Source organism: Frankia sp. CcMO1 (genome assembly GCF_977945845.1).
Genome location: NZ_CDWTMG010000392.1, coordinates 1 through 2,721 on the forward strand (window position 1 = coordinate 1; position 2,721 = coordinate 2,721).

Sequence of the window (2,721 nt, forward strand, 5' to 3'; positions counted from 1 at the left end):
CCCCTAACAGGCTTCGCCCCAGCCCGGCCAAGGATTTTCGGAAAGGTCAAAACTTGCCGGAAAGGTCAGGGCCTGCCAGAAAAGTTGTTGTCCCATTTCGAGCCGGCAGTGGGCTTGGCCACGGGCACGTTGAGCGCCCCCATGGACGCGAGACGGGTCCGCTGCGCGACGGACTCGTCCGCGGACAGTTCGTCCGGCGGCCCCACGTTTACCGGAACGGGAAGCAGGCCCGGCCGCGCCAGGATCTTGGTGGCGACGGAGGGGGAATGCGCCCCTGCCTTGCCGGTCTCGGTCTCGACCGAGCCCGAGGCGCCATGGGCGGCCTTATCGTCACGACCGTCGATCATCCGCCCCGCCTCGACGGGCGCGACCACGGGTTCCTCATCAATCGCGGGGTCGCGGCGAGCGGCGCCGTTCGGATCGATCTCGACCGTCGGATCGGCCGGCTCACCGGCGGGCGGGCGCGGGACCGGGGCGGAGCGGTCCGCCGACCCGGCCGACCCGATCGGGTCCGGCTCGCCGGCCGTGTCCGGTGGGCCGGGCAGGTTCGGTGGCGGCGGGGCCGACGCGGGAAGCATGGTGGAGAGATCGTCGAGGAACAGGTCATCGAGCTCGGCAGCAGCGATCCTGACGGCGACCGAGTCCCACGCGGGTAGCCTGGGCGACCCGGCCGGCCTGGCCTCGAGGCCAGGCACCCGCCCCGGCGGTAGCGGAGGTGGTTCCGTGACCACGCTGTCCGCGTCTCCTCGCACGGTGACCGCGTCCGGCCCGAGGGTGTCTGTTCCCGCGGCGGCGTCCGTTCCCGCGGCCGCGAAGGCGGACCTGGTGAACGCGGGGATGGTCGGCGCCAGATCATCCGCTAGCCGAGGGCTCGCTTTGTTCCCCCGGCGCAGGATCGCGGACAGCGGATTTCGCGGGGCCGACGGGGACGCCTGGGAACCTGGCGCTGGCGCGGCCGACTCCCTGATGTGGTCACTGAGGAAGATCGGGATCGCGGCCAGGGTCAACCAGTTCCGGGTCAGTTCCGCCGCCGCTGCCCGGGCGAGTTCCACCGCGAAGATCTCGGCGGACCGCGGCCGTTCGGACGGATCCTTCGCGAGGGTGCGCGCGACCGCCTCGCGGATCCGCGGTGGCACACTATGCGGTGGCACACTATACGGCAGGGCCGGTGTGGCTTCGAGGTGCAGGCGGCCCAGTTCCGCGACTCCGATTCCGCGTGTGTCGAAGGCCGGGCGACCGGCCAGGAGCTCGAACATGACCAGTCCGAGCGAGTACAGGTCCATGGTCGGGCCGAGTGGCTTTCCCAGCCATTGCTCCGGGGCCATGTAACGCGGCGTGCCAGCGAAGTTGTCGGTCCTGGCGGTGCCGTCCTCGGTCATCCTGGCGATGCCGAAGTCCGTCATCTTCGGCATCCCGCTCTCGGCGAACAGCACATTCTCCGGCTTGACGTCCCGATGCAGGATTCCCGCGCTGTGCGCGGCATCGAGTGCGCCGGCGACCGCCAGGCCCAGGGCACATGCTGTCTCGATCCGCAGCATCCTGTGCCGGAGGATCTGGCCCAGTGTGCCGCCCGCGAGCAGCTCCATGACGATGGCCACGCCGTTGTCGGCCTCGACGTAGTCGTAGACCTGCACGACGTGCGGGTGGTCGAGGGCGGCGAGCATGCGCGCCTCGCTGTCGAAACTTTCAGTGCTGGATCGGTCACCTTGGATGACCTTGATTGCCACCTCCCGGTCAAGTCGCCGATGCCGAGCCGCGATGACCAGGCCGGAACCGCCTTGGCCGAGGACCGTACCGATCTCATAAGCTGGCAAAGCCGTGCCCAGCCAGTCCCCGATGAAGATCAATCTAACCCCAGTCGTGCTCCGCTTCCCCCTGGCATCGATTATTCTAATCGGACCTCGATCAACCACTGTGGTCGTTGCGGCTGTTCGGGCAGGGGGAGAGCGGACGGATGCGCGAGGGACCTGGTCGGCGCGCCAAAATCTTCATTAGTTACGCTCGGCGCGATCGAGCCTGGGCGGAATGGATTGCCTGGCAGCTCGAACACATCGAGACGAATCCGTTCGCCGTCGAACTCGACGTGTGGGACTGGGCCGCGGGGCGCAACTTCGTCGCGGCGATGAGCAGTGCGCTCGGCCAGGCCGATCATGTCGTCGCGGTCCTGTCCCAGGCTTATCTCGAATCCGGGGATTACGCCATCGAACAGTGGGCCGACGCGCTCGTCCAAGACGACGGGAAACGCGACCGGCTGATTCCGGTGCGTATCGAGCCGATGTGTTCCCCACCCCTGCTGCGGGCCAGAATCCAGGCCGATCTGTCGGGCGTCGACGAGGCCACGGCCCGGCAACGGCTGTTCGAGGCCGTGCGCGGTCCGCAGCGCCCCACGGCGGCGCCCGATTTTCCTGGTCCGATCGCCCCGCCGGGGGGTGCTGAGGCCGAGGATGTCTCCACCGGACCGCGCCTGCCCGGCGCGTTGCCGCCGATCTGGAACATCCCACCGGCGAACCCGGACTTCATCGGCCGGGACCACGTGCTCGTCGAACTGCGTGAGCGGTTGCTCTCGGGCGGCACGGCGATGATCCAGGCGCTGCACGGCCTGGGCGGGGTGGGAAAATCGGGTCTTCGAAGTTAACCGGGGTGGGCGTGAGACCCCAGCCAGTTTGGTAACTGTGCGTAATGTTGGTTCGGCGTGGCCTGCTGTGACCTGATGTGGCACTG

2 protein-coding genes are annotated in these 2,721 nt (G+C 68.5%); one reads left to right on the plus strand and one right to left on the minus strand.

The genetic code is table 11. The annotated features are described in order from the left end of the window. Nucleotides 1-65 precede the first annotated feature (65 nt). Entirely contained in the window at nucleotides 66-1,913 is a 1,848-nt protein-coding gene (locus tag AC08OU_RS24290; protein ID WP_476605909.1) for a serine/threonine-protein kinase, read from the minus strand. A gap of 41 nt (nucleotides 1,914-1,954) precedes the next feature. Here AC08OU_RS24290 and AC08OU_RS24295 point away from each other — a divergent pair, with 41 nt between their 5' ends. Further along, a complete protein-coding gene (locus tag AC08OU_RS24295; protein WP_476605910.1) occupies nucleotides 1,955-2,635 on the plus strand; it encodes a toll/interleukin-1 receptor domain-containing protein in 681 nt (226 codons plus the stop codon). The last annotated feature ends 86 nt before the right edge of the window (nucleotides 2,636-2,721 follow it).

Excerpts from the sequence above, each read along its gene's own strand:
- AC08OU_RS24295 (WP_476605910.1), top strand. The coding sequence starts at position 1,955 with ATGCGCGAGGGACCTGGTCGGCGCGCCAAAATCTTCATTAGTTACGCT.